This is a genomic window from Thioclava marina (genome assembly GCF_002020135.1).
Taxonomy (GTDB): domain Bacteria; phylum Pseudomonadota; class Alphaproteobacteria; order Rhodobacterales; family Rhodobacteraceae; genus Thioclava; species Thioclava marina.
Genome location: NZ_MPZS01000001.1, coordinates 1,456,162 through 1,476,383, shown reverse-complemented (window position 1 = coordinate 1,476,383; position 20,222 = coordinate 1,456,162). Strand labels below are relative to the sequence as shown.

At 66.1% G+C, this 20,222-nt stretch carries 22 protein-coding genes; 9 read left to right on the top strand and 13 right to left on the bottom strand.

What is annotated here, in order from left to right:
- Window positions 1-40: 40 nt before the first annotated feature.
- From BMG00_RS07090 to fsa, 4 genes are all read right to left on the bottom strand, one after another.
- On the bottom strand, window positions 41-733 hold the full coding sequence (locus tag BMG00_RS07090; protein ID WP_078574268.1) for a CDP-alcohol phosphatidyltransferase family protein: 693 nt from the start codon (window positions 731-733) through the stop codon (window positions 41-43).
- Between the two features lie 44 nt (window positions 734-777).
- On the bottom strand, window positions 778-1,698 hold the full coding sequence (locus tag BMG00_RS07085; protein WP_078573759.1) for a tyrosine recombinase XerC: 921 nt from the start codon (window positions 1,696-1,698) through the stop codon (window positions 778-780).
- Window positions 1,698-2,402: a DUF484 family protein gene (locus BMG00_RS07080; RefSeq protein WP_078525848.1), complete on the bottom strand. Its 705-nt coding sequence runs from the start codon at window positions 2,400-2,402 to the stop codon at window positions 1,698-1,700. Before BMG00_RS07080 ends, BMG00_RS07085 begins: the two co-directional genes overlap by 1 nt.
- 143 nt (window positions 2,403-2,545) lie before the next feature.
- On the bottom strand, window positions 2,546-3,199 hold the full coding sequence (fsa, locus tag BMG00_RS07075; protein ID WP_078525846.1) for a fructose-6-phosphate aldolase: 654 nt from the start codon (window positions 3,197-3,199) through the stop codon (window positions 2,546-2,548).
- A 158-nt stretch (window positions 3,200-3,357) separates the two neighbouring features.
- Here fsa and BMG00_RS07070 point away from each other — a divergent pair, with 158 nt between their 5' ends.
- Window positions 3,358-5,547, top strand: a complete 2,190-nt coding sequence (locus tag BMG00_RS07070; protein ID WP_078573758.1) for a primosomal protein N' — start codon at window positions 3,358-3,360, stop codon at window positions 5,545-5,547.
- Here BMG00_RS07070 and BMG00_RS07065 read toward each other — a convergent pair.
- From BMG00_RS07065 to BMG00_RS07050, 4 genes are all read right to left on the bottom strand, one after another.
- Window positions 5,544-6,305, bottom strand: a complete 762-nt coding sequence (locus BMG00_RS07065) for an anti-sigma factor family protein (protein ID WP_078573757.1) — start codon at window positions 6,303-6,305, stop codon at window positions 5,544-5,546. The two genes, BMG00_RS07070 and BMG00_RS07065, sit on opposite strands and share 4 nt — an antisense overlap.
- Window positions 6,302-6,805 carry a sigma-70 family RNA polymerase sigma factor gene (locus BMG00_RS07060; RefSeq protein WP_078573756.1) on the bottom strand — a complete coding sequence of 168 codons (504 nt, stop codon included), beginning with the start codon at window positions 6,803-6,805 and terminating at the stop codon, window positions 6,302-6,304. Before BMG00_RS07060 ends, BMG00_RS07065 begins: the two co-directional genes overlap by 4 nt.
- A gap of 12 nt (window positions 6,806-6,817) precedes the next feature.
- Complete coding sequence (locus BMG00_RS07055) at window positions 6,818-7,198, bottom strand: COG4315 family predicted lipoprotein (RefSeq protein ID WP_078573755.1); 381 nt, start codon at window positions 7,196-7,198, stop codon at window positions 6,818-6,820.
- A gap of 104 nt (window positions 7,199-7,302) precedes the next feature.
- Complete coding sequence (locus tag BMG00_RS07050) at window positions 7,303-8,367, bottom strand: YeeE/YedE family protein (RefSeq protein ID WP_078573754.1); 1,065 nt, start codon at window positions 8,365-8,367, stop codon at window positions 7,303-7,305.
- Between the two features lie 119 nt (window positions 8,368-8,486).
- Here BMG00_RS07050 and BMG00_RS07045 point away from each other — a divergent pair, with 119 nt between their 5' ends.
- From BMG00_RS07045 to BMG00_RS07030, 4 genes are all read left to right on the top strand, one after another.
- Complete coding sequence (locus tag BMG00_RS07045; RefSeq protein WP_038076785.1) at window positions 8,487-9,722, top strand: MFS transporter; 1,236 nt, start codon at window positions 8,487-8,489, stop codon at window positions 9,720-9,722.
- 58 nt (window positions 9,723-9,780) lie between these two features.
- A complete protein-coding gene (msrA, locus tag BMG00_RS07040) occupies window positions 9,781-10,425 on the top strand; it encodes a peptide-methionine (S)-S-oxide reductase MsrA (protein WP_078573753.1) in 645 nt (214 codons plus the stop codon).
- A 181-nt stretch (window positions 10,426-10,606) separates the two neighbouring features.
- Window positions 10,607-11,476 carry a 50S ribosomal protein L11 methyltransferase gene (locus BMG00_RS07035; protein ID WP_078573752.1) on the top strand — a complete coding sequence of 290 codons (870 nt, stop codon included), beginning with the start codon at window positions 10,607-10,609 and terminating at the stop codon, window positions 11,474-11,476.
- 95 nt (window positions 11,477-11,571) lie between these two features.
- Window positions 11,572-11,919, top strand: a complete 348-nt coding sequence (locus tag BMG00_RS07030; protein ID WP_078573751.1) for a hypothetical protein — start codon at window positions 11,572-11,574, stop codon at window positions 11,917-11,919.
- Window positions 11,920-11,992: 73 nt separating this feature from the next.
- Here BMG00_RS07030 and BMG00_RS07025 read toward each other — a convergent pair whose 3' ends face one another.
- Window positions 11,993-12,178 carry a DUF1127 domain-containing protein gene (locus BMG00_RS07025; protein ID WP_078525814.1) on the bottom strand — a complete coding sequence of 62 codons (186 nt, stop codon included), beginning with the start codon at window positions 12,176-12,178 and terminating at the stop codon, window positions 11,993-11,995.
- A gap of 216 nt (window positions 12,179-12,394) precedes the next feature.
- Here BMG00_RS07025 and ruvC point away from each other — a divergent pair, with 216 nt between their 5' ends.
- The 4 genes from ruvC (at window position 12,395) to BMG00_RS07005 (ending at window position 15,113) form a co-directional block, all read left to right on the top strand.
- A complete protein-coding gene (gene ruvC / locus BMG00_RS07020) occupies window positions 12,395-12,928 on the top strand; it encodes a crossover junction endodeoxyribonuclease RuvC (RefSeq protein WP_078573750.1) in 534 nt (177 codons plus the stop codon).
- Window positions 12,925-13,593 (top strand): Holliday junction branch migration protein RuvA, encoded by a 669-nt coding sequence (ruvA, locus tag BMG00_RS07015; protein WP_078525810.1) that lies wholly within the window; start codon window positions 12,925-12,927, stop codon window positions 13,591-13,593. Before ruvC ends, ruvA begins: the two co-directional genes overlap by 4 nt.
- A gap of 85 nt (window positions 13,594-13,678) precedes the next feature.
- Complete coding sequence (ruvB, locus tag BMG00_RS07010; RefSeq protein ID WP_078527190.1) at window positions 13,679-14,713, top strand: Holliday junction branch migration DNA helicase RuvB; 1,035 nt, start codon at window positions 13,679-13,681, stop codon at window positions 14,711-14,713.
- Window positions 14,706-15,113 (top strand): group III truncated hemoglobin, encoded by a 408-nt coding sequence (locus BMG00_RS07005; RefSeq protein ID WP_078525808.1) that lies wholly within the window; start codon window positions 14,706-14,708, stop codon window positions 15,111-15,113. Before ruvB ends, BMG00_RS07005 begins: the two co-directional genes overlap by 8 nt.
- 68 nt (window positions 15,114-15,181) lie before the next feature.
- Here the strand turns inward: BMG00_RS07005 and BMG00_RS07000 are convergent, their stop codons facing one another.
- The 4 genes from BMG00_RS07000 to BMG00_RS06985 all read right to left on the bottom strand — a co-directional run bounded on the left by BMG00_RS07000 (window position 15,182) and on the right by BMG00_RS06985 (window position 20,202).
- Window positions 15,182-16,180: a YcjF family protein gene (locus BMG00_RS07000; protein WP_146642571.1), complete on the bottom strand. Its 999-nt coding sequence runs from the start codon at window positions 16,178-16,180 to the stop codon at window positions 15,182-15,184.
- Entirely contained in the window at window positions 16,177-17,580 is a 1,404-nt protein-coding gene (locus BMG00_RS06995; protein WP_078573749.1) for a YcjX family GTP-binding protein, read from the bottom strand. The genes BMG00_RS07000 and BMG00_RS06995 overlap by 4 nt, the downstream gene beginning before the upstream one ends.
- 98 nt (window positions 17,581-17,678) lie before the next feature.
- Window positions 17,679-19,157: an NAD-dependent succinate-semialdehyde dehydrogenase gene (locus tag BMG00_RS06990; protein WP_078573748.1), complete on the bottom strand. Its 1,479-nt coding sequence runs from the start codon at window positions 19,155-19,157 to the stop codon at window positions 17,679-17,681.
- A gap of 34 nt (window positions 19,158-19,191) precedes the next feature.
- On the bottom strand, window positions 19,192-20,202 hold the full coding sequence (locus tag BMG00_RS06985) for a P1 family peptidase (RefSeq protein ID WP_078573747.1): 1,011 nt from the start codon (window positions 20,200-20,202) through the stop codon (window positions 19,192-19,194).
- Window positions 20,203-20,222: the final 20 nt, after the last annotated feature.

The following is a 20,222-nucleotide window of genomic DNA, read 5'->3' as shown; positions in this document are numbered from 1 at the left end:
GGGTGACCCGGATCCGGTGAGGAAAGCACGCTCGGCGGGCTTATGCGCGCTCCGGGAGGATCTGCTGTGCGATGCCCACAAAGAGCAGGTAGAGCGAGGTCACGATAAGTCCCCAATGCGCCCAGCTTGCCGGATCGAAATCGACCCACGCGGCCCAGCCCGCGAAGAAGGTCCACAAAAGCGCAATCGGCAGCGACAGGCCGCGCCAGCGCTGTGTGCGCACGGGATGGATGAATTTCAGCGGCAGGAACATCGCCACAGCCAGCGCGAGCACGACGATCAGGCTTGTCCAATAGCCCGGCTTGAGCGCGAAGAGCACAAGCACCAGCATGTTCCAGCATCCGGGGAATCCCGAGAAGGAATTGTCCTTCATCTTCATGCGCGTGTCGGAAAAATAGACGACGCTCGTATAGGTGATGGCGATGATCGCGAGCCAGCCCGACCAGCCCGGCAGCAAGCCCGATTTGAAAAGCGCGAAGGCCGGAATGAAGACATAGGTCAGATAGTCCACGATCAGATCCATCAGCACACCGTCATAGACCGGAGCATTCGCCTTCACGTCATAGCGACGCGCCAACGGGCCATCGATTCCGTCAACGAAGAAAGCTACGACAAGCCAGAGGAACATCATGCTCCATTGGCCTTCGGCTGCAGCCAGAAGTGCCAGCATCGAGAGCACCGCGCCGGTGGCGGTCAGCAGGTGAACGAAAAGTGCTTTTATGCGGATATCCATCCGCCCCTGATGCCGCATTCGCGACGTTGGGGCAAGCGTCGCCTTCAGGCGCGCGGATGGGCCCGGTCATAGATCTCCATCAGCCGGGCGGCATCGACGGCGGTGTAGATCTGGGTCGTGCCGAGGCTCGCATGGCCCAGCAATTCCTGGATCGCGCGCAGGTCGCCTCCGGCGGCCAGAAGATGGGTCGCGAAGCTGTGGCGCATCGCATGGGGGGTGGCGGTCGAGGGCAGGCCGAGCGACATCCGCGCCCGCTCCATCGCCTTCGAGATCATGCGCGGATTGAGCGCCTTCCCTCGCGCGCCGTAAAAGAGCGGCGCGCCCGACTCGCACGGGTAGGGGCAGAGGCGCACATATTCCGCCACCGCCTCGCGCGCGGCAGGCACGACCGGCACGAGCCGCTCCTTGTCGCCCTTGCCGCGAATGCGCATCACTTCTGGCAGGGGATGGGCCTCGCCGGTCAGCCCGAGCGCCTCCGAGATCCGCAAGCCGCAGCCGTAGAGCAGCGTAAGCACGGCGGCATCGCGCGCCGCGATCCAGGGCTCCATCGCCTGGGTGTCGACCTGATCGATCATATCCACCGCGGCCGTCTCGCTGAGCGGGCGGGGCAGTTTGCGTTGATATTTCGGGCTGCGCGCCGAGAGGATGTGGCTGGCGTCGAACCCGTCGCGATCGGCGAGCCATCGGATGAAACTTTTCACCGAGGAGAGCGCCCGGGCCAGCGAGCGCGCCGAAAGGCCGCGCGTGCGTTCATGCGCCATCCAGGCGCGCATCTCCGACGGGCCGAGCGAGGCGATCCGCGCCGTTCCCAAGCTCTCGCCGTGATGGTTTTGCAGGAACCCCAGGAACCCCGCGACATCGCGCTGATAGGCGGTGAGGGTATGATCGGAGGCGTCGCGCAGCCCGCGCAGATGCGTGAGCCATTCGGCCAGCGCCGCCTGCAACCCCTCCGAGGGCGCCGCCATCACTCGAGCCAGCGGCGCATCGTGCGTTCGAATACGCCAGCGAAGAAGGCCAGAAGATCGGTGCCCTGCGAGGGTTTGAACTGATGCGGGTCTTCGGCCCCCATCACGAGCATTCCCGGCAGCCGCCCCGGTCCGAGGTCAAGCTGCATCAGCGCCTCGGAGCGCACCCAGTCCGCCGCCTCGCCATAGATCGCCTCGGACCCGGGCACGGTCTGGCGCAGCACGACGCCGCGCGGTTGTCCTCCGCGCCCGCCGCGCATGTATTCGTGGATGAAGCCCGGTTCGGCGACGCAAAGAACCTCGCCAAGCACGCGCAGTGCCGGATCGTCCTCGTTCTGGTGGCTCTCCAGCACAAGACGCACCGCATCGACGCGCAGGATCTCGGCCACCTCGGTCGAGAGGTTCTTCAGGAAGCCCTCAAACTCATGTGGGTCGAGCATCTTGAGAACGGCGCGGTGGATCTGGTTCGTACCGGCGAGATTTTCATAGGCTGCCGCGATCACCGAGCGATGGGTATCTTCGAGCCGGTCGAGCCGGGCCTCGAGTCGGGCCATGGCCGCGCCGCGCAGGTCGACGATATTGCTGCCCATCGCCGACTCGTTAGCGGCGATCAGCGCGCGCATCAGGTCGCGGTCTTCGAGAATCACATCGGGGTCGGAAATGATCTTGTCGCGGAGTTGCTCCACGAGGGCCGTCTCGGTCATGCCTGTCTCGTCGCTCGGATCGGTTGTCATTTTCTCAAAGCATACACGAAGAGTGCGCCGGTGCAGTCGAAAAAATCCCCGGTTCGGGACGAAAAAGGCCCGCCGGGGGCGGGCCTTCATACCTGTCATCGCGTGTCGCGGGATCAGAGGATCTTCTGCCCCGTCGCCGCCCAGTCCTTCAGGAACTGGTCGAGACCCTTGTCGGTCAGCGGGTGGTTGGCCATCGCCTTGATCACGGCGGGCGGCGCGGTGATCACGTCGGCGCCGATGCGGCCCGCATCGGTGATGTGGTTGACCGAGCGGATCGAGGCGGCGAGGATCTGCGTCGAGAACTCATAATTGTCGTAGATCGTGCGGATGTCTTCGATCAGCTGCATCCCGTCAAGGTTGATGTCGTCGAGACGGCCGATGAAGGGCGAAATGAAGGTCGCGCCCGCCTTCGCGGCGAGGATCGCCTGCGCTGCCGAGAAGCAGAGCGTGACATTGACCATATGGCCTTCGGATGCGAAAGCCTTGCAGGCGGTCAGGCCATCCCAGGTCAGCGGAACCTTGATCGCGATATTGGGGGCGATCTTGGCGAGTTTCAGACCTTCTTCGATCATGTCCTTGGCTTCGGTCGCGACGACCTCGGCCGAGACCGGACCCGAGACCATCTCGCAGATCTCCTTGGTCACTTCGAGAATGTCACGACCCGATTTCAGGATCAGCGACGGGTTGGTGGTCACGCCATCGACCATGCCCAGATCGTTGAGCTCGCGGATCGCGGCGGTGTCAGCGGTATCGACGAAGAATTTCATGGCGGCACTCCTTGGCGGCAATCGCGAGCCTGTTAGCGCAAATGCTGCCCGCGCGAAAGGGTCGATTGCCTGCCGTTTCCGGCAGGCCCGAAAAGGGGCTCTGCCCCTCGGCCTGCAGCCTCACCCCGGGATATTTAGCGCAGTTGGAAGGCAAGGCGATGTCTGAACCGGGCTGGTTCGCACAAGGAAGCCGCGTCGCGGTTCTGACGGCCGAGCCGATCGGACGGCCGCTGGATTACCGCGCACCCGAGGGCGGCTGTCGCGAGGGTGCCTTCGTCGAGGTGCCGCTGGGCCCGCGCAAGGTTCTGGGCGTGGTCTGGGGGCCGGGCGAGGGGGGCTTTGATGCCGCCAAGCTGCGCTCGGTCTCGCGGGTCTTCGACGTGGCGCCGATGCGTGGCGAGCTGCGCGAGTTTCTGGTGCGGATGGGCGAGTACACGATGACGCCCTTGCCGCAGGTCTTGCGGCTGGCGACACGCGCGCCGGGGCTGGGCGACCCGCCGGGGATGCGCAAGATCTACCGACTCGGGGATCAGGAGCCGGCGCGGATGACCGATGCGCGGGCGCGGGTTCTGGACGTTTTGCAGGAGCATGGCGGGGCGGGGTTTCATCTGGGCGAGCTGGCGCATCTGGCCGGGGTGACGACGCAGGTGGTGAAGGGGCTGGTGAAGACCGGCGCGCTGGTCGAGGCCGAGGTTCCCCGCGATCTGCCCTTTCCGCGGCTCGATCCGGATCTGCCCGGCAAGGAGTTGTCCGAGGCGCAGGCCGCGGCGGCGGAAGCCCTGCGCGCGGGCTGCGGGGGCTATTCGACGACGCTCCTGAAAGGGGTGACGGGCTCGGGCAAGACCGAGGTCTATCTGGAAGCGGTCGCGGAGTGTCTGCGCAAGGGGCGGCAGGCGCTCGTGCTTTTGCCCGAGATCGCGCTGAGTTCGGAGTTCCTCTCGCGGGTCGAGGCGCGGTTCGGCGCGTTGCCCGGAGAGTGGCATTCCGGGGTGACCCAATCCGAGCGGCGCAGGCTGTGGAAGGCCTGCGGGGCGGGCGAGGTGCAGCTGGTGGTGGGCGCACGTTCGGCGCTGTTCCTGCCCTTCCGCGATCTGGGGCTGATCGTTGTCGATGAGGAACATGACAGTTCCTACAAGCAGGAGGAGGGCGTTCTGTACAACGCGCGCGACATGGCGGTGCTGCGCGCTTCGGGCTGTTCGGCGCAGGTGGTGCTGGCCTCGGCGACGCCGAGCCTCGAGACCTGGGCCAATGCTGAGGGCGGGAAATACAAACGGCTCGATCTCGGCGCGCGGTTCGGCACGGCGGAGCTACCCGAGATGGCGGCGATCGACATGCGCGACGAGGCGATCGAGAGCGCGCATTGGATCGGGCCGACGCTGGTGAAAGAGGTCGTTTCGCGGATAGCGCTCGGCCAGCAGGCGATGCTGTTTCTCAACCGTCGCGGCTATGCGCCGGTCACGATCTGCCGGGCCTGCGGGCATCAGATCGGCTGCGATCATTGCGATGCGCGGATGGTGGAGCACCGGTTCCTCAAGCGCCTCGTCTGCCATCAATGCGGCGAGACGAAGCCGATCCCGACCAAATGCCCGAGCTGCGAGGTGGAGGGGAAACTGGCGCCGGTCGGGCCGGGGGTCGAACGGCTGGCCGAAGAGGTCGCCGAGCGCTTCCCCGATGCGCGGGTGGCGGTACTGTCCTCGGATCTCTTCGGCTCGGCGCGCGCGCTGAAGGAGAAGATCGCCGAGATCGCCGAGGGGGAGGCCGATATCATCATCGGCACGCAGATCGTGGCGAAGGGGCACAACTTTCCGCGCCTGACCCTTGTGGGCGTGATCGATGCCGATCTGGGGTTGCAGGGCTCGGACCTGCGCGCGGCGGAGAAGACTTTCCAGCTGATGCGGCAGGTGGCGGGTCGTGCGGGGCGGGCCGAGGAAAAGGGCGTGGCGCTTTTGCAGACCTATCAGCCCGAGCACCCGGTGATCCGCGCGATTCTCGGCGGTGACGAGGAAGCGTTCTGGGCGCAGGAGGCCGCCGCGCGTCAGGCGCAAGGCGTGCCGCCTTACGGGCGGATGGCCGGGATCATCCTGTCGGGGCCGGATCTTCAGCCGCTTTTCGAGATCGGCAATCATCTTGCGCGCAACGACGCGGCGCTGCGCCGGATCGGGGCGCAGGTCTTCGGCCCCGCGCCCGCGCCGATTGCGCGGGTGCGCGGGCGGCATCGGGTGCGGATGCTGGTGAAGGCCGAAAAGGGCGCGCCGTTGCAGGCGGCGCTCAAGGGCTGGCTGAAGGGGCTTAAGCTGCCACCCAATGCGCGGCTCGCGGTGGATATCGACCCGCAGAGTTTCCTCTAGATCAGCTGCTCATAGGCGGCGGTGGCGATCTTGCGCAGCGCGTCCCGGCTGATGTCGCCGACGAGCGCATAGCCGAAGGGGCCATCGACCCACCAGAAACCGCTCTCGCGACCCTGATCGAAAAAGCGGAAGGCGGTGTCGTCCTCTCCTTGCGCGCGTTGTGTGACGTAGAGGGTGATGCGCTGGCCGAGGTCGTTTTCATACATGAATTGCGCGGCCGTGCCGGGCTCGCCGGGCAGGACGCGCCCGCCCATCAGCCGGAAGCCCAGCGTGGCGAAATCGGGGGCGTGGATCGGATGGCCGAGCCGTTTCGAGACCCAGGAGGTAAGATGCGCCGCGTCGCTTGCGGGGACCTCGACCGGGTGGACGACTTCGGTGACATAGGTGCGATAGGCCGTGGTCGCGGCCTGCGCGAGCGATGTGCCGGGCTGCGGCGTGGTGGGGCCATGCGCGAGCCAGCCGCCCGTGGCGCCGAGTGCCAGCAGGGCGACGGCGGCAGCGATTCTGGAGAGACCGAAGGTCCACGCGGGGGGCGGCGCGGGAGAATTGCGCGCCTCGCCAATCACCGCGCGGAGCCGTTCGGGCACGGGCTCCGAGGCCGGATCGCCGAAGGCTTGCGCAAGGGCCGCATCCTGGGCTGCCCAATCGGCGAGCCGGGCGCGGGCCTCGGGGTCGCCTGCCAGCCGGGCTTCGACGCGCGCACACGCCGCCGCATCCAGCGCGCCTGCGTGATAGGCGAGAAGCTCTTCGTCGTTCATCTCTGGATGCCTTTCGTCTTTGCTGTGCGCCCGGTCATCTCGCGCAATGTCTCGCGCGCGCGCGCGAGGCGCGACATCAATGTGCCCTTCGGAATCTCGAGCGCCAGCGCCGCTTCGTCGAAGCTGAACCCTTCGAGCGCCACGAGCAGGAGCGCGCGGCGCTGATCCTCGGGCAGGCGCGCCATTGCGGCGCGCACCTCGCTTAAGGCCATGTGATCTTCTTGCGCGGCGGGCTGGCCTGGCTCGGGGTAGAGATCGTCGACCGGAACCAGATGACCGGGGCGGGGTGCGCAGCGTTGCAGGTCGCGCAGCCGGTTGAGCAGGATCCGGAACAGCCAGGCGCGCAGCGGGCCTTCGCCGCGCCAGTCGCGGCGCCGGGCCACCGCGCGCTCCAGGCAATCCTGGACGAGATCGTCAGCCGCGTCGGCATCGCGCAGCAACGCACGCGCATATCGACGCAGAGCGGGGATTTCGGCTTCGATCTCGTCCAGAACCGGCATGGTGTCCTCGCGTCAGGGCCGCGCGAGGTGCCATACACCATTGACGCCATCGCCCGTCAGATCGCCCGGTTTCGCGTCTTTGAACCACGCATAGAGCGGTTTGCCCTTGTAGCTCCATTGCAGCGTGCCATCATCACGGGCGATGATCGCGTAGTCGCCGGTAGGCTTGTCGTCTGCCGAGGCGGCCAGTGGCGGCCATTTGGTGGCGCACTCGCCATTGCAGGCCGAGCGGCCATTGGCGTCCTTGTCGAAGACATAGAGGGTCATCCCGGCGTCATCGGTCAGGATCTCGCCCTTGCCGCTTGCGGCGGTCATCGTCGGGGCGGCAGCGGCCAGCGCGGCGGGAAGGCACAGCGCCATTGCCAGCGGTAGGGTCAGGGAACGGAAGGTCATCTCGTGGCTCCTTGTCGGTGATGCGTATCAGGCCCGTTTCCGTCGGACCCGATAGCAATGACGCGACGGGCGCGGGAATAATCCCGCAGCCACGAAAAAAAGTTTCAGCAGGCCTCGGCAGGCGCCATGGACCGTTGGTCGAGCAGGAAATCGGTGAGCATCGCGCCGATCCACATGCAGAAGAGCGCCAGCCATGCCGTGCCCGCGAGAACCGAGGTGCCCGTGACGCCGTTGCCGATCGCGCAACCGCCCGCGAGCATTGCGCCGAAGCCCATCAGGACAGCGCCGATCATCGAGCGCCGCATCACCGGCACGGAATCGAACGCCTGCCAGGCGAACTGGCGCGCGGCGAGCGAGCTGAGGAAGGCGCCGAGAACCACGCCCGGCACGAGGCCCACGTCAAACTCCAGCACGGCGCCGCGATCAAGGAAGAACAGAAGCGTGTTGGCCGAGGGGCCGGAGAAGGTGACCGAGTTGACCGGGACCGGCTCGAAGGCGACCTGGCTGAGGGTGAAGGTCAGAACCCAGCCAACGGCCACGGAAAAGCCGACGCCCGAAGCGAAGATCCAGGTCTTCACGCCGATCTGGTTGCGCGCGGCGAGATACATGCCCGCCACGGCGAATACGATGCCCACGGCAAGCCCCGTCCAGTCGGGCAGGTGCAGTGCGGAGAGGATATTCACGTTCTCCGCCCCGGTGATCCAAAGGCCCGCGAGCTTGTCGCGCACGGGCGCGAGGATGCCCTTGAGGCTCATCGTGGCGGTCACGGCAAAGATCAGCCCCGAGACGACGGAGCGCAGGTTGCCCGTGGCGGCCAGAACCAGCAGGCGGCCCGAACAGCCGCGCGAAAGCACCATGCCCACGCCGAAGAGAAGCCCGCCGACGATCGCGCCCGACCACGAACCCGGCACCGACATCACCCGGCTGTCGGCCTGACGGAACAGACCCAGAAGCTGCGCCGATTGAACCCAGACGAGCGCTGTCGAGAATGTCAGGAACCAGACCGCGACCTTGCCGCCGAGCTTGCCGCGGGCGAATTCCACCGTCGCTGCGCGCAGGCAAAAGTTCGAGCGCTGGGCGGCAACGCCGAAAATGAGGCCGGTGATCAGTCCGAAGAGCGCCGCCGTGGGCCCCTCGCCAATCCGTTCGACAAGCTCGATGATGTCCATGACAATCCTCCCGTTCGCATCCGGGCTGATGCCAGATTTTGCACCAATGCACATTGATCTGTATCAGAATGCACCTTTGTATCCTTGCCCGAACGTCAGGCATCGCGTCTAAGGTCTGCATGATCAAACTGCGTGACGTTCATCTCGACGAGGCCCACACCCTGCCGCGCTGGCGCAGGCCCGAGGCCCTTCTTTACGTCATGGCGGCGGCGATGCCGATCTCGTTTGCCACCTGGTCGGCGCTCTTGAACAACTTCGTCATCGACGTGGTGAATTTCGACGGGGTCGATATCGGCTGGCTGCAGAGCTTCCGCGAAGTGCCGGGGTTCCTTGCGATCGGGGTGATCGTGGTACTCTGGGTGATGCGCGAGCAGACATTGGCAATCCTGTCACTGCTGCTGCTGGGCGCGGCAACGGCGGTGACCGCGCTTTTCCCGAGCTTCGCCGGACTGATCATCGTGACGCTGCTCTCCTCGATCGGGTTTCACTATTTCCAGGCGGTGAATCAGTCGCTCCAGCTGCAATGGATCGACAAGTCGGAGGCGCCGCAGACGCTGGGCCGGATCGTGGCGATCGGCTCGGGCGCGTCGCTGGCGGCCTACGCGCTGCTGGTGCTGACCTGGAAGACCTTCAACCTCAGCTACGAATTCGTCTACGCGGCTGCGGGGCTGACGACGATGGTGATGATCGGAGCCGCGGCGCTGATCTATCCGCAATTCCACACCCGCGAGCCGCAATCGAAGAAATTCGTGCTGCGTAAGCGCTACTGGCTCTATTACGCGATCACCTTCATGGCGGGGGCGCGGCGGCAGATCTTCGTGGTCTTCGCGGCCTTCATGATGGTCGAGCGGTTCGGTCTGCGGGTCGATGAGATCTCGGCCCTGTTCCTGATCAATTTCGCGGTCAACATGGCCGCCGCTCCTGCGATGGGGCGCTTCGTCGGACGCTTCGGCGAGCGCCGTGCGCTGGTCTTCGAATATACCGGCCTGACGCTGCTCTTCCTCGCATATGGCGGGATCTACTGGTTCGGCTGGGGGCTGTGGCTGGCCGCTGCGCTTTACGTGATCGACCATCTGTTGTTCGCGCTCGCCTTCGCGCAGAAGACCTATTTCCAGAAGATCTGCGATCCGCAGGATATCGCGCCGACCGCGGCCGTGGCCTTCACGATCAACCATATCGCCGCCGTGTTCCTGCCCGCGACGCTGGGCTATCTGTGGATGGTCTCGCCCGGTGCGGTATTCGGGCTGGCGGCCGGGATGGCCGTGGTCTCGCTCGGGCTCGCGCTTCTGGTGCCGCGCCACCCCTCGAAGGGCTACGAGACGGTGCTTCAGGGGCTTGGGCCGGTACCTGCGTGAACTGGAAATTCCCCCGCACCCGGCCTATTTCAGAGGGGCGCGAATAGGGAGATCCGCCATGCTGTTTGGAAAACCTGCCACCATCCCGTCGAAATCCGAGGCGCTTCCGGGCCGCCCCGAGGCGATGCCTCTGGCAGAGCCCCATTTCCTCTGGGGCCGCGACCTGCGCGCGCCCGTGCCGGAGGGTATGGAAGAGGCGATGTTCGGCATGGGATGTTTCTGGGGTGTCGAGCGGATCTTCTGGAACACCGATGGCGTCTGGCTGAGCATGGTCGGCTATGCGGGTGGTCCCACGCCCAACCCCACCTATCGCGAGGTCTGCACCGGCATGACCGGCCATAACGAGGTGGTGCGTGTGATCTATGATCCCGCCAAGGTCAGCTATGACGACCTGCTGCGGGTGTTCTGGGAGAACCATGACCCCACGCAGGGGATGCGCCAGGGCAATGATCGCGGCACGCAATATCGCTCGGGCATCTACACCTACAGCCCCGCGCAGGCCGAAGCCGCCGAGGCCTCGCGCGCGACCTATGCCGAGCGTCTTTCGCAGGCTGGCTATGGCGCGATCACCACCGAGATCATCGACGCCCCGCCCTTCTACTACGCCGAGGACTATCACCAGCAATACCTGGCCAAGAACCCCGAGGGCTATTGCGGGATCGGCGGGACTGGCGTGAGCTGCCCGATCGGGCTCAAGGCCTGATCCGGTCTCCTTGCTCGAAATTCCGGGAGGGCGGGAGCCGGGGCCTTCCAGTGAGCGGACACCCGCCGGACGCCCGGACCGCGCAAGCGGAGGGCGTGCCGCCGCAACGCGCAGTCCCTCCCGCGCTTGACGCCTCGCCCCCGCGCGCCTAATCCCGGCGCAACCCAATCGAGGAGCCGACATGACCACCTTCACCGCCTTCACCACGCTGGCCGATCGCGATGCGGCCGAGGCGCTGTCGCTGCGGCTCGAGGATCTCGAGCCCGGTCCCTATGGAACCGGCGTTTTCGAGATCGAGGACGGGTCGGGGCGCTACGAGGTCTCGGGATATTTTCTCGAGGCGCCTGACGGAGTGGCGCTCGATCTGCTGGCGATAGCGCATGACGCGCAGCCCTTTGCGGTCTCGGAACTGCCCGAGACCGATTGGGTGGCCCATGTCCGGCGCGAGCTGGCTCCGGTGCAGGCGGGGCGGTTCTTCCTCTATGGCAGCCACGATGCGGACAAGGTGCCCGCCGATGCGGTGGCGCTGCGCATCGACGCGGCGATGGCCTTCGGGACCGGCCATCACGGGACGACCTCGGGCTGCCTGAGCGCGCTCGATCAGCTCGCCGCCGAAGGCCATGCTTTCCACAAGGTCGCGGATATCGGTTGCGGCACGGCGGTGCTGGCGATGGCGGCCGCAAAGCTTTGGCCCGATCCGGTTCTGGCCTCCGATATCGATCCCGTCGCGGTCGAGACTGCGGCGGCCAATGTCGCGCTGAACGGTCTCGAAGGCCGCGTGATCTGTCTCGAGGCAGCGGGGTTCAACCATGAGCGCCTCGAACAGGCCGCGCCCTATGACCTGATTTTCGCCAACATCCTGAAGGGTCCGCTCGTGGCGCTTGCTCCCGACATGGTCCGTCATTGTGCCGAATCGGGCTTCGTCATCCTGAGCGGTTTGCTCAACGAGCAGGCCGATGAGGTGATCGCCGCCTATGAGGCGCAGGGCTTTGTTCTCTATTCGCGGAAGGAGTTTGGCGAATGGACGACATTGGTGATGCAGTGCGGATAATCTGCCACAAATTTGCTCAGATTGAGGTAAGATTCGGTTTACCCTGTTCTCGTAGGCTCCGGTTGGTCGGGCTTTATGTGTCAGTGAGAACAGCGATGCGCGATCCTCAGTTCAACGAGTTTGAAAAACGCCTGCACCGGATCGACCAGATCCATCAAGCCGGCGGCGCCTTCGAGGCCAGTGGCTCGCTCGGGCGTAGCTATTTCGATTCCGTTCGCCCCAAGGCCCGCCGCGCTCTTCCGCTGCGCGGGGTCGCTCTGGTGCTTGCCGGAGCGCTGCTCTTCAAGGGGCTGATGCTGGCAGAGATCGGCCAGCAGGATTACAACGCTCGTGTGGCCAGCCTCGCGGATGGCTCGATCTTCGAGCGGATCGGCGCTTGGGTGATGCATGCAGATGCGGCAACGCAGGCTATTGCCGGGGTTATCGGGCCGCTCTTGCATTGAATTTCTTCATCGTGGCATGAAAAAGGGCCGCGCCGTTGCCGGCGCAGCCCTTTTCGCATCACCAGACGGCGGTTCAGCGCATGCGCGCGACGTCGAACCGGGTCAGGCCGATATCTTCGAGAGCGCGGTCGGAAAGTTTCGACAGCGCCTTGCGGGTCACGCGAGCATCGTTCCAATCATGGAGCGCGGCGATCACCGAGGAGAAGAAGCCCGGGCGCGCATTGCGCGACATACGGGCGTGGATATCGATCGAGGACATGGGGAGGTTCCTTCGTTCAAAAACTGCTCAAGTTTCGGTCATTTCATGTTCTGATGCGCAAATAAGGTGGGTGGTTTGTGAAAACAATCGCCGTTTCGGCAGCCCCGCCATGCAGGATTCGCATGTGACGATCAGGGGTCCCGTGCATTCCTCTGGCCGATGTTCCCTTTTCGTGCTAATCGTGGCGCAACGAAAACGAAACGGGGCACGGGCTGGATGCGGGTGATCGGGATCGATCCGGGATTGCGCAACCTTGGTTGGGGCGTGATCGAGATGGAAGGCTCGCGGCTACGCCATGTCGCGAACGGAATTCTCCATTCCGAAGGCAAGGATCTGGCAAAGCGTCTGCTGGTATTGCACGAGGGGCTGGTGGCGGTGATCGCCACCCATGCGCCTGAAGCCGCGGCGGTGGAGCAGACCTTCGTCAACAAGGATGCGGTGGCCACGCTGAAGCTCGGTCAGGCGCGCGGCATCGCGCTTCTGGCACCCGCGCAGGCGGGGCTGGAGGTCGGCGAATACGCCCCCAACGCGATCAAGAAGACTGTCGTCGGCGTCGGTCATGCCGACAAGGTCCAGGTGCAACACATGGTGCGACACCAGCTTCCCGGGGTGCAGTTCGAGGGACCGGACGCCGCCGATGCGCTGGCCATCGCGATCTGCCACGCCTTCCACCTGCAATCGGCGGCCCGGATGGGGGCAGCGCAGCTGTCGCGGGCGGCTCTGGGTGCAACCCAACGGAGGCGCGCATGATCGGCCGCATCGCAGGGGTCATTATCCACCGCGCGCTCGATCACGTCATGATCGACGTGCGCGGCGTGGGCTATATCGTCCATGTCAGCCAGCGCACCGCGCAATCGCTGCCGCCCGTGGGCGAGGCCTGCGCGCTCTATACCGATCTTCTGGTGCGCGAGGATCTGCTGCAGCTCTTCGGCTTCCCGACGCTGCTGGAGAAGGAATGGCACCGGCTTCTGACCTCGGTGCAGGGGATCGGCGCGAAAGCCTCGCTTGCGATCCTCGGGACGCTCGGCGCCGAAGGTCTGGGCCGCGCGATTGCGCTGGGGGACTGGTCGGCGGTGAAATCCGCCCCCGGCGTCGGCCCGAAACTCGCGCAGCGCGTGGTGATGGAACTGAAAGAGAAAGCTCCGACGGTGATGGCGATGGGCGCGGAGCTGACCGTCGATGCCGCCCCCGAGGTGATCGAGGATGCGCCGGTGAAAAGACCGGCGAAGAAACCCTCCCCCACTGCGCAGCCCAAGGTCAATTTCACCGCCGAGGCGATCTCGGCGCTGACCAATCTCGGCTATAGCCCTTCCGATGCGGCGGGCGCGGTCGCGCGGGCCAGCGATGACCCGGATGTCACCGACACCGCGAAATTGATCCGCGCTGCCTTGCGGCTCCTTGCCCCGAAAGACTGATGCCTTCGAATTGGTCCAAATATCCCGGGGTGCGGGGCAGAGCCCCGCTTGCCCAGCCCCGCCAAAGGCGCGACAGTAAATGACGATGAGCGAACCCGATCCCACGCTGCGGCCCGACCGCCTGCCCGAAGATGCCGACCGCGCCCTGCGCCCGCAGGCGCTCGAGGAATTCGTGGGTCAGGCCGAGGCGCGCGCCAATCTCCGCGTCTTCATCGAGAGCGCGAAGATGCGGTCTCAGGCGATGGATCACACGCTGTTTCACGGGCCACCGGGCTTGGGCAAGACGACGCTGGCGCAGATCATGGCGCGCGAGCTGGGCGTGAATTTCAAGATGACCTCGGGGCCGGTGCTTGCGAAAGCGGGCGATCTGGCCGCGATCCTGACCAATCTCGAAGCGCGCGATGTGCTCTTCATCGACGAGATCCACCGCCTGAACCCGGCGGTCGAAGAAGTGCTCTACCCGGCGATGGAGGATTTCGAGCTGGACCTCGTGATCGGCGAAGGGCCGGCCGCGCGCACCGTGCGGATCGAGTTGCAGCCCTTCACGCTGGTCGGCGCGACCACCCGGCTTGGCCTGCTGACCACGCCGCTGCGCGACCGGTTCGGCATCCCGACCCGTCTGCAATTCTACACCGAGGATGAGCTGGATCTGATCGTGACACGCGGCGCGCGGCTTCTCGGGCTGCCCTCCGATCCCGAAGGCACCCGCGAGATCGCCAAGCGCGCCCGCGGCACCCCGCGCATCGCCGGACGGCTCCTGCGCCGGGTCGTCGATTTCGCGCTGGTCGAAGGCGATGGGCGGCTGACGCGCGCCATCGCCGACAGGGCGCTGACGCGGCTTGGCGTCGATAATCTCGGCCTCGACGGGGCGGACCGGCGCTACATGATGCTGATGGCGGAGCATTACGGCGGTGGCCCGGTGGGGGTGGAGACGCTCTCGGCGGCGCTGTCGGAAAGCCGCGACGCGATCGAGGAGGTGATCGAGCCCTACCTGCTGCAGCAAGGCCTGATCAGCCGCACCCCGCGTGGGCGGATGCTTGGCGCGCGGGCGTGGCGGCATCTGGGGCTGGAGGCGCCGAAGCCCGCCACCCCGCAAACGGACCTGTTCGGCGATGGCTGACCCGCTGGCCCGTTTCGAGGTATCGGAGGAGGAGATCGACCGGGTCGTCGCCCGGTTCTACGAACGGGTGCGCGCGCATTCGATGCTTGGACCGGTCTTCGCCGTGCATGTCGACGATTGGCCCGCGCACGAGGCGAAGGTCGCGCGATTCTGGAAGAACGCGATCCTGCGCAAGCCGGGTTACGATGGCTCGCCCATGCAGGTGCATCGTGCGGCGGGCAATGTGCGCCCGGGCATGTTCTCGGCCTGGCTGGCGGAGTTCGACAAGGTCTTGCGCGCGGAACTGGACCCGGCGCAGGCCGAGGGATGGTCGGCTCTCGCCCATCGGATCGGCAGGAGTCTGCGTCAGGGCGTAGTCGAGCGTGAAACCTTTGCGGGCGGCATTCCGAAGCTGAAATGAGGCAAGGGGGCTCCGCCCCCGCTGGCTGCGCCAGCTCCCCCCGAGGTATTTGGTGCAAGATGAACTTGTCAGTCGTCTTTCTTGCCGAAGACGCCGGTAAGCGACCGGCCGATCAGGTTCGTCACGCGCGGCTTTTGCAGCTTGCGGAAAGGCATCGGGCGGCACACTTCGAGGGCGGCGATGCCGACGCGGGCTGTGAGGGCGCCGTTGATGACGCCCTCGCCGAAGCGGCGCGAGAGTTTCGAGACGAGATGACCGCCGGTGACGGTTTCGATCAGGTCGTCGCCCGCGGCGACCGCGCCGGTTGCGACGAGGTGTGTCATCACGGTCCGTGCGAGCCGGATCGAACCGAGCGAACCCGCGCGCCCGCCATAGATTTCCGCGATGCGCCGGATCATCCGCAGGTTCGCGGTCAGAGCAGTGAAGACGTCGGCGAGCGCCAGCGGGACGATGGCGGTGACAGTCGCGACGGTGCGTGCGGCTGCCTCGATCTCCAGCCGGGCGGCGGCGTCGAGCGGCGCCATCAGTTCGGCCTCGGCTAGCCCCATCAGGGTATCGGTGTCGAGCACTTCGTCGGTTCGCTCGGCCAGCCGTTTGCGCGCCCAGTCCATCTCGGGGCGCGCGGCGTAGAGGCCGGAGACATGAGTGACGACCTTGCGCGCGCGGCTCAGGTCATCCGTGCTCAGCGCCTCGGAGACTTCCTTGTGGACCTTGTCGAGCCGCGCAAGTCGCGAGAAGGCGGCGATTTCGCGCGCGGCGATCAGAAGCGCGCCGAGCGCGAAGGCCGCGACAAGCCCGGTGCCGATCCAGCCGAGGATCGGGTGGGTGGCGAACAGCCCGTCGATGAAGCGCCAGAGCGCGACCGAGATCAGGAAGCCCACCAGCGCCACCGTCGCGCGCCAGAAGAAGCGCACGATGGGAGAGGCGCGGCGCGCGCCAAGCCGGGTCGCGATCTGCATCGCGCGGCCTTCGAGGCGCTCTTCGGTCGCGGCGGGCATGTCCTCGATCGGCGCAGCCTCGGCGGGGGAGGGCGCCTCCTCGATTTCGATCATCACCGGTTTTTTCATAGCTTGTCCCCGATCAGGAAATCTGCCGCGCGGTCGAGCCGGATATGTGGCGGGCCTTCGCCGGGTTTGAGGATCACCGGGGCGGGGGCGAAATTCATGATCGCATAATCCTCGTCGAGCCAGGCCTCGGCCCCTTGGGCTGCGGGCGAGAGAAGCTGCGCCGGATCGGCGGGCAATTCACCGGGATAGAGGGCCACGGATTTGCCGCCCTCCAACCTGCCTCGCACGGCCTGCAACTCGGCCCCGTCATGGGTGATGACTTCCTCGGTCGTGGTGCGCAGTGCGGCGACGGAAAGGGCCAGCGTCTTGGCGCCCGCAAAATCGGCGCGGTCCTTGGCCTCGCGCAGAAGCGCCCCGGTGATCGCGGTCAGGCGGGCGTGTTGCGTGTGGTGCAGATGGTCGGCCTTGGTCGCGGCGAAGAGGATCTTCTCGACCCGTTTGCCGCCCAGAAGCGAGGTCAGCCACCCGGCGCGACCGGGACGGAAGGCCGCGAGAATATCCGCCATCGACTGGCGCAGATCGTCGAGGGCTGCGGGCCCCGCATGGATCGCGCCGAGCACATCCACCAGCACCACTTGCCGGTCGATCTTGGCGAAGTGGTCGCGGAAGAAGGGTTTGACCACCTCGCGCTTATAGGCGTCGTAGCGGCGTTCCATCTCGCGCCGCAGCGAGCCGCGCGGGGCCTCGCCCGCGGGCAGCGGCGCGAAGGTCAGGGCGGGCGATCCCGCCATCTCTCCGGGCAGCAGGAAGCGGCCCGGGGTGCAGTCGGAAAACCCTGCCTTCCGTGCCTCGACCAGATAGTCGGTGAAACCGGCGGCGAGCGCCTTCGCCTGCGGTTCGTTGAACTCTGCCGCACCATCCGCCGCCCCGGCCTGCGCCAGATAGCCGGCGCCTTGTGGGCGGTTCGGCAGTCGGGCCAGAACCTCTGCCGACCACTCGGCATAGCTCTTGTCCATCAGTCCCAGATCGAGCAGCCATTCACCGGGATAATCCACGATATCGAGATGCACGACGCGAGGGCCGCGAACCGCGCCCAGGATACCGCGCGGCTGGATGCGGAAAGAAAGCCGCAATTCCGACACCGCGCGTGTCCCCTCGGGCCAACGCGGGGAGGGGCCGGTGAGGGCTGCGAGATGGCTTTCGTAGTCGAAGCGCGGCACGGTATCGTCGGGCTGGGGCTGAAGGTAGGCCGCCGTGATATCCGAGGCCGCCCCGAGCGCGGGCATCCGCCCCCGGTCGAGCAGGTTCGCCACCAGCGACGTGATGAACACCGTCTTGCCCGCGCGCGACAGCCCCGTCACGCCGAGCCGGATCACCGGTTCGAACAGCGCCTCGGAGACCGAATGGCCGATGCCTTCGATCCCGCGCGTGATCCCGTCCGCAATGTCGGAAATGCCCAAATGATGCCTCTCTCGCTTTCTTGGGTTTCAAGATAAGCGGCGGCGGGCCTTAATAAAAGAGAGGGCGGGTTTGTGGCCCGCCCTCTGCCCGTTCCGCCTCAGACCGAGAGGCAGATATATTTCATCTCGAGGTAATCCTCGATCCCGTGATGGCTGCCCTCGCGGCCGAGACCCGATTGCTTGACCCCGCCGAACGGCGCGACCTCGGTCGAGATGATGCCGGTATTCACCCCGACGATCCCGTATTCGAGCCCCTCCTGAACGCGGGTGATGCGGCCGATGTCGCGGGCGTAGAAGTAAGAGGCCAGGCCGAAGATCGTCGCATTGGCTTTCTCGATGACTTCCTCTTCGGTCTCGAACTTGAAGAGCGGTGCGACGGGCCCGAAGGTTTCCTCGGTCGAGACCTTGGCGTCTTGCGTCACCCCGGTCAGCACTGTCGGTTTGAAGAAGGTGCCGCCCATCTCGTGCCGCTCGCCGCCGGTGATGACCGCGCCGCCACGGTCGAGCACGTCCTTGATATGCTCTTGCACCTTCTCGACCGCGTCCTCGTTGATGAGCGGCCCGGCCTCTGTGCCCTCGTCGAGACCGTCGCCGACTTTCAGCGCCGCGACTGCCTTGGCGAGCTTTTCAGCAAAGGCGTCATAGACCCCGGCCTGCACATAGATCCGGTTCGCACAGACACAGGTCTGGCCGTTATTGCGGAATTTGGAGGCCATCGCGCCCTCGACCGCGGCATCGAGATCGGCGTCGTCAAAGACGATGAAGGGCGCGTTGCCGCCCAGCTCCATCGAGCATTTCATCACCTGATCGGCGGCCTGACGCAGCAGGATGCGGCCCACCTCGGTCGAGCCGGTGAAGGTCAGCTTGCGCACTGTGTGGTTCTCGCAGAACTCCTTGCCGATATCGGAGGCTTTCGCCGAGGTGATCACCGACAGGATGCCTTTGGGCAGGCCCGCGCGCTCGCCCAGCACCGCCATCGCGAGCGCCGAGAGCGGCGTTTCCGAGGCCGGACGACAGACGAAACCGCAGCCCACGGCCAGCGCCGGGCCCGCCTTGCGCGCGATCATCGCATTGGGGAAGTTCCAAGGCGTGATAGAGGCCGCGACTCCGATCGGCTGCTTGATCACGGTGATGCGCTTGTCGCGCTGATGGCCGGGGATGGTCTCGCCATAGACGCGCTTGGCCTCTTCGCCGAACCATTCGATGAAGCCCGCGCCATAGGCGATCTCGCCCTTCGCCTCGGCCAGCGGCTTGCCCATCTCGGCGGTCAGGATCGCGCCGAGATCGTCCTGATTCTCCATCATCAGGTCGAACCATTTGCGCAGCACGGCGGCGCGTTCCTTGCCGGTGCGCGCGGCCCAGTCCTTCATCGCGACGCGGGCGGCCTCGATGGCGCGGGCGGTCTCGGCGCGGCCCAGATCGGGCACGGTGCAGATCACGTCGCCCCGCGCGGGGTTGGTGACCTCGAAAGTGCTGCCGTCATCGGCATCGACCCATTCGCCCGCGACGAAGGCCTTGGTCGCGAGCAGCGAGGGGTCCTTTAGGATGGATTTGAGATCGGTCTTGTCGTCGAGCATGGTGTCCTCCCGAAGGTTTTTGTATCTCACCGGGTCAATTCCCCGGTGGCGACTGTGTTCCGTAAAGGCTCTGCCAGCAAGGCTGTAGATCGCCGGGCCGGGGCTGCGCTTCGTATATGGCGCGCGCGATCGCCCGGGCCAGCACACAGGCGGCGGCATGACCCAGCTGGAACGGATCGCGGATCGGATCGGCGAGCGGTTTCTCCCCGGTCGCGGCGGCAAAGACGAGATCCCCGTCAAGAAGCGTATGCGAGGGCACGATGGCGCGGGCCATCCCGTCATGCGCCGCGACCGCCATGCGCTGCGCCTGTGCCTGGGTGAGCGCGGCATCCGTCGCGACGATGGCGATGGTCGTGGCTTCGCCCTGTTGCTTCATCGGTTCGGGTTCAAAGCCGGGCGCATAACTCTGCGCCGAGCCGAGACCGCCGAATTCGTCTTCCATCTCCCAAGGTGCGGCCCAGAACTGGCCCTCGGTCCCGGTCGTAGCCGCCCCAAGCGCATTCACCACCACCAACGCCCCGACCGTGAACCCGCTCTCGAGCACCGCCGAGGCCGACCCGAGCCCGCCCTTCAGCGTCCCGGTCATCGCGCCAAAGCCCGCCCCGGATGTGCCGATTTCGAAATCCTCCGCAGCCGCCTCCAGCGCCGTGCGGCCCAACTTGGGATAGGGATTGTCGCGCCAGTCCTTCGCCCCGCCATTGAGCAGATCGAAGACGATCGCGCCCGGCACGATCGGGACGCGCTGAGCGCCGACTGCAAAGCCGCGCCCCTGATCGCGAAGCCCCGCCATCACCCCGTCGCAGGACGCCAGCCCGAAGGCCGACCCGCCCGAGAGCACCAGCGCGTCGACCTCCTGCACCAGCTTGTCGGGCGCCAGAAGATCGCTCTCGCGGGTGCCGGGCGCACCGCCCATCACCTGCACCGCAGCGGTGAAGGGCCGTTTGCCGGTCAACACGCTGACGCCCGAGCGCAACCCCTCATCCTGCGCGTTTCCGACGCGCAGGCCGGGGACATCGGTGATCAGGTTTCGCGCCCCAGCCTTCATTTCCAACTGCTCCCAATATC

Coding starts and splice junctions, on each gene's coding strand:
- BMG00_RS07090 (WP_078574268.1), bottom strand. CDS start 733: ATGGATATCCGCATAAAAGCACTTTTCGTTCACCTGCTGACCGCCACC.
- BMG00_RS07085 (WP_078573759.1), bottom strand. CDS start 1,698: ATGGCGGCGCCCTCGGAGGGGTTGCAGGCGGCGCTGGCCGAATGGCTC.
- BMG00_RS07080 (WP_078525848.1), bottom strand. CDS start 2,402: ATGACCGAGACGGCCCTCGTGGAGCAACTCCGCGACAAGATCATTTCC.
- fsa (WP_078525846.1), bottom strand. CDS start 3,199: ATGAAATTCTTCGTCGATACCGCTGACACCGCCGCGATCCGCGAGCTC.
- BMG00_RS07070 (WP_078573758.1), top strand. CDS start 3,358: ATGTCTGAACCGGGCTGGTTCGCACAAGGAAGCCGCGTCGCGGTTCTG.
- BMG00_RS07065 (WP_078573757.1), bottom strand. CDS start 6,305: ATGAACGACGAAGAGCTTCTCGCCTATCACGCAGGCGCGCTGGATGCG.
- BMG00_RS07060 (WP_078573756.1), bottom strand. CDS start 6,805: ATGCCGGTTCTGGACGAGATCGAAGCCGAAATCCCCGCTCTGCGTCGA.
- BMG00_RS07055 (WP_078573755.1), bottom strand. CDS start 7,198: ATGACCTTCCGTTCCCTGACCCTACCGCTGGCAATGGCGCTGTGCCTT.
- BMG00_RS07050 (WP_078573754.1), bottom strand. CDS start 8,367: ATGGACATCATCGAGCTTGTCGAACGGATTGGCGAGGGGCCCACGGCG.
- BMG00_RS07045 (WP_038076785.1), top strand. CDS start 8,487: ATGATCAAACTGCGTGACGTTCATCTCGACGAGGCCCACACCCTGCCG.
- msrA (WP_078573753.1), top strand. CDS start 9,781: ATGCTGTTTGGAAAACCTGCCACCATCCCGTCGAAATCCGAGGCGCTT.
- BMG00_RS07035 (WP_078573752.1), top strand. CDS start 10,607: ATGACCACCTTCACCGCCTTCACCACGCTGGCCGATCGCGATGCGGCC.
- BMG00_RS07030 (WP_078573751.1), top strand. CDS start 11,572: ATGCGCGATCCTCAGTTCAACGAGTTTGAAAAACGCCTGCACCGGATC.
- BMG00_RS07025 (WP_078525814.1), bottom strand. CDS start 12,178: ATGTCCTCGATCGATATCCACGCCCGTATGTCGCGCAATGCGCGCCCG.
- ruvC (WP_078573750.1), top strand. CDS start 12,395: ATGCGGGTGATCGGGATCGATCCGGGATTGCGCAACCTTGGTTGGGGC.
- ruvA (WP_078525810.1), top strand. CDS start 12,925: ATGATCGGCCGCATCGCAGGGGTCATTATCCACCGCGCGCTCGATCAC.
- ruvB (WP_078527190.1), top strand. CDS start 13,679: ATGAGCGAACCCGATCCCACGCTGCGGCCCGACCGCCTGCCCGAAGAT.
- BMG00_RS07005 (WP_078525808.1), top strand. CDS start 14,706: ATGGCTGACCCGCTGGCCCGTTTCGAGGTATCGGAGGAGGAGATCGAC.
- BMG00_RS07000 (WP_146642571.1), bottom strand. CDS start 16,180: ATGAAAAAACCGGTGATGATCGAAATCGAGGAGGCGCCCTCCCCCGCC.
- BMG00_RS06990 (WP_078573748.1), bottom strand. CDS start 19,157: ATGCTCGACGACAAGACCGATCTCAAATCCATCCTAAAGGACCCCTCG.
- BMG00_RS06985 (WP_078573747.1), bottom strand. CDS start 20,202: ATGAAGGCTGGGGCGCGAAACCTGATCACCGATGTCCCCGGCCTGCGC.